Genomic DNA, 3,985 nt, shown 5'->3' with positions numbered 1-3,985 from the left:
TGCGCGGCGAATCAAGCGCATCGTCCGCCCTGCCCCTGTGAAGCGAGGCTGAGTTCGAAGCTTACGGGCGTTCCCTGGCACTGATCTGCGCTTCTCCCCGGGAAGCGCGGCGATTCACTAACGATGGCACATTTGGGCGTTTTCCGGCCCAGTGTTTACGGGGGCTTCAGGCTGTGAAATAGGTTTCCACTAACGATGGCACATTTCACCAGTTTTCCGCGGCATATACCTTTGCTTACGGCGGCTTAGCAGCCACTCCAGCATTTTTTGCCGTCGATCTTGGCTCCGTTAATGGAGCTGTCAGCGGCCTCAGCAATATGGAAGCTATAAATATGCTCAAAATGCTTTCCGCTGTCATACCTCTTACCGTTTTGCTCGGCAGTTTGGCCGGATGTGCGGGGGCCGAGAAACCTGTACTCGTCGACAATGGGCCAGTCCGTATTCAGTCCGCCTTGCTTAATGCGCGATTGCAGGAAAATTGGAGTGGCTCAGTGAAGGTCATATCGACTGACACCCATACCGAAATGGCGAATTACCTGATCGCGGCCCTTAAAAAAGCGAAATACAACGTGGTCACTGGTAATGCAAACGTCACCTTTTCGATCAAAGAGATCTATGCAGGGCCGGCCTCAGAGTACAAGGAGTCGCATAAGGGTGAAGGCTTAGGCGCTGCACTGACTTCTGGTGCATCAGTCGCAATAACCGTAGCTACCTGCGCAGCCTTAAACTCATGCAGTTCGCCAGGCGTAGTCGGTAATGGGGTTGCCAACAACATGACCGTAGCGTCGAAGGCATTTACTACAGACTCCGGACAGAGCGTCGTAGACATGGCCAAGACGAACCTGGTGATCCACAAAATCTGCTCATCAGGCCCAGGAGGCTGCGCAAGTTCTGCGGCTGCATCTTCAGATCCGACGGTGACACTGGATGATCTGCGTAAAGAAAATGCCCAAGCAGGCTTAACCACCTCGATTCGATTGAAAAATAATTACTAGGACCTAGTAGGAGGTGGTGTTTGAGGATTCTGGGCATTGACGCTGGCCGGAGGGCTCTCAGGTCAGTACCGATTTTTACCCTTGTCGCGTGAACAATGGCCGTTTCCACCAAGGCGTTGGCTTGTCGTTAGGCACACTTTTAGGTGTGTCAGGCTGTGCCAAATCCGGCTTGTGCTCGATCAGGCGCATAGCCTGGCGTAGCTCAGCAACTTCTTCTCGCAGGGCCTTCAATTCGGCCAGGATTAGGGCCGTATTATGTGTGCCAAGGCCAGTGTCGCCATGTGCCGTTTTTTCGGGTTCTGGCTGTGCCAGGGGCTTCAGCTCGCCATAGACACGGATCAGCTCGGACGTCTCCAGTCGGCGCCCGCTGTCGCCCTCTGGCTCCCAGGACAAGCGGCCTGCGGCCATGTCCCGGTAGAGCGTGCGGCGGCTCTTGCCGGTCAGTTTCTGCGTTTCCTGAATGGTGTGCCAAGCCATATGTCACGTCTCCTTGATGGGGTGTGCCACTTTACTCATGCCTGCTCTGGGCGGCGATGAAGGTTGCGCGCATAAGCTGTGTCACTTGACCCTGCACCTCCTCGCACGCCTCGAAGAAAGCGAGCGGCGCATCGTCTGTGCCTTCGTCCAAGATGTTCTCCATCTCGTTGATCAACGCACCGAGGTCGCGGAGGCGCTGCCGCACTTCGTTTAGGGTCACTGATCCGTTTCCTTGCCCAGAGCGTCAGGATCTCTCACACGTGGTACCTCGTCCCTTGTAAGCGGCAACAGTTCCGCTTGGTCTGGTGGAGGTATCTCCCCTGTCGAGATGGGATGCTCGCCAGCCTGCAGGATAGGGACGTGCCGTAGCTCGACGTTATCCCAGTCCTCAACTGGCCTTCCCTGGTCGCTTTCACTGGCTACAACCTCCGCGTAGAACGAGGCGTAGCGCTTGCCGCTGTGGTCCCGCCAGACCACCTTGGAGTTGATGACATAGCCGTTAGCTGTACCGATCTTCACGATTTGGAGCCACCGCTCGGACTCCAACAGGCGAATTGCGTTGTGTATCGCCGTCCTGCCGTAGTTGAGGATTTGGCAGAGGGTGGTCTGGCTGATGACTATCGCATTGGTCTTATTCATGCGCTCTGTCAGCAGCATGAAGACCTGGAAAGCACAAGGGCTACGCCGTGAAAGCTCCCGGATGTCACGGATGTAGCCACGGGTCAACATGGCGAAATCAGCAGGGTCTTTTCTGATCTGTTTCAAGTGAACATATCCGTTCGGCTAAGTGAACATGATGTTCAGTATATATGAACATCATGCGCGCACAAGATGTTCACTCAGACGGTAAATGTTCACTAGCTGAGTGAACATATATGTTCACTCTAGAGTGAACATATCGAGAGGCTCAAAAAATGGCTGTAAGCCACGTATTTCCTGGCGTTCAGCCATTCAAGCGCGAAAGCGCCCTCTTTTTCTTTTAGGAGCGCCCGCCCGGACGATGCCAGCAGCTAGGTGGTGCCGCCTACGGCGCCACCGCTTGCGGCCTTGCAGGCTGCCATAAAGGCAGCCGCCGGCCTCGGTGGTGAAAGCACCACCGTGCTTTTCCTGTTCCTACGAGAAGTAAAAAAGGCGCTTTTTGAAGCCCAGGTCGCCGAGCGAAGGGGGCGAAGCCGCCGCAGCGCAGGGGACCCGACAAGCGAAGCGCGTCAGTGCAGATCGCTAAGCCACGCCATAGCGGCAGTTATCCACGGGCGCAGCCGGTGGGTAACTGCCATTAGTTGACCACGGAGGTGCAGCCACCTCCGTAACCGGCGCATAGCGCCGGGGCGGCCATAGGCCGCCTGTACCTGAAGAGTTTTGCGCTAGTTTGATCCCCAGAAATAAAAAGTGATAAATGTTTTGATTGGACCAAATTTAGACTATAATTAGTCTGAGTCCTTTTTTGGACCAGCCCCGTTTTGAACCTCCGTGCGAGGCCCGGGTGAGCTTGTTTTAAAACCTAGAGGTACCGACTTATGCGAGTCGAAACTATCAGCTACGTCAAAAAAAACGCCGCGACCTTGGATCTTTCCGAACCAATGGTAGTTACTCAAAATGGCCTTCCAGCCTATGTGATCGAGTCATACGCAGAACGTAAACGCAGAGATGAGGCTATTGCCTTGATAAAACTCCTAGCGTTTTCATCCCGTGACAAAGAGCAAGGAAAGCTTATTTCAGGTACTACCCTCTTGAGTCGGTTGGCCCAGCGTTGCCATCGATATCAAGAGGAAAATGATGCCAACATTTGAAATCCAGTACGCTACAACTGCAGAACAGAGTCTGTATTCCCAGATTAGCCACCTCGAACCGTACATAGGTTTCGACGGTGCAGAGAAAAAGCTTTCCAGCTTGATCACCTCGGCTGAGGCTTTGCTCTCAAAAAACCCATTTGCTTACCCAGTAAGCCCCCAAGCAAGTCTTCTAGGCATTACTCGCTATCGAGAGCTAAACCATGAAGGTTATCGATTGCTATACGAGTGCTATGAGGATGAACAGTTGGTCGTCATGGGGTTGATACTGGGTCAACGACAGAGCGTCGAAGAGCAGCTTATTCACTACTGCTTGATGTTCGACAGATGACTCCCCGTTTGAGGCTCAGCGTCCGCTACTAGTCTGAGCCCTGTACACATGCACCGCACAAAAAGTCCACCAGAGTGAGATTTTGTGCGGGCATTGCCCCGCCGTTGTGTGCATTCAGCTTCTGTCTCATGCTGCTCAGCAATCTGTACCGGGTTTGATCAAAGATCGGCACCGTTCCAGTCACTGTGCGCCCTTCTGAGACCGTGTAAAACCTCAAGTCCTAGTAGGGCTGCTTCGCTCCTTCACGGTGCTGAGCTACGCTCCTGCGCGCTTCGCTTGCGGGTAATCAGGTTCAGGGCTGTAAACCGCATGATGGGTTATAAAAAAACCCCTCTCGGTCATGCCGGAGGGGTTTGTATGGTTAAAAATGAGTGCTCAAACGATGTGTTTGA

General features: G+C 53.8%; 6 protein-coding genes. 3 read left to right on the top strand and 3 right to left on the bottom strand.

Annotated elements, in window-relative coordinates; translation table 11 throughout:
• The first annotated feature begins 332 nt into the window (after positions 1–332).
• Positions 333–995 (top strand): hypothetical protein, encoded by a 663-nt coding sequence (locus tag CYD26_RS24570; protein ID WP_102053901.1) that lies wholly within the window; start codon positions 333–335, stop codon positions 993–995.
• Positions 996–1,070: 75 nt separating this feature from the next.
• Here the strand turns inward: CYD26_RS24570 and CYD26_RS24565 are convergent, their stop codons facing one another.
• Genes CYD26_RS24565 through CYD26_RS24555 form a run of 3 tightly spaced genes read right to left on the bottom strand, consistent with a single transcriptional unit; the run spans position 1,071 to position 2,237 of the window.
• On the bottom strand, positions 1,071–1,472 hold the full coding sequence (locus CYD26_RS24565; RefSeq protein WP_256588075.1) for an entry exclusion protein 1: 402 nt from the start codon (positions 1,470–1,472) through the stop codon (positions 1,071–1,073).
• A 31-nt stretch (positions 1,473–1,503) separates the two neighbouring features.
• Complete coding sequence (locus tag CYD26_RS24560; RefSeq protein ID WP_102053900.1) at positions 1,504–1,692, bottom strand: hypothetical protein; 189 nt, start codon at positions 1,690–1,692, stop codon at positions 1,504–1,506.
• Positions 1,689–2,237 (bottom strand): hypothetical protein, encoded by a 549-nt coding sequence (locus CYD26_RS24555; RefSeq protein WP_102053899.1) that lies wholly within the window; start codon positions 2,235–2,237, stop codon positions 1,689–1,691. The genes CYD26_RS24560 and CYD26_RS24555 overlap by 4 nt, the downstream gene beginning before the upstream one ends.
• Positions 2,238–2,989: 752 nt before the next feature.
• Between CYD26_RS24555 and CYD26_RS24550 the strand changes: the two genes are divergently transcribed.
• Both CYD26_RS24550 and CYD26_RS24545 read left to right on the top strand, forming a co-directional pair.
• Complete coding sequence (locus CYD26_RS24550) at positions 2,990–3,262, top strand: type II toxin-antitoxin system Phd/YefM family antitoxin (RefSeq protein ID WP_102053898.1); 273 nt, start codon at positions 2,990–2,992, stop codon at positions 3,260–3,262.
• A complete protein-coding gene (locus CYD26_RS24545) occupies positions 3,249–3,593 on the top strand; it encodes a type II toxin-antitoxin system RelE/ParE family toxin (RefSeq protein WP_158240145.1) in 345 nt (114 codons plus the stop codon). The genes CYD26_RS24550 and CYD26_RS24545 overlap by 14 nt, the downstream gene beginning before the upstream one ends.
• Positions 3,594–3,985: the final 392 nt, after the last annotated feature.

This window comes from Pseudomonas sp. FFUP_PS_473, from assembly GCF_002858665.1.
GTDB classification, from domain to species: Bacteria; Pseudomonadota; Gammaproteobacteria; order Pseudomonadales; family Pseudomonadaceae; genus Aquipseudomonas; species Aquipseudomonas defluvii.
The sequence above is the reverse complement of the archived record's forward strand: the minus strand, read 5'-3'. Positions and strand labels throughout refer to the sequence as shown.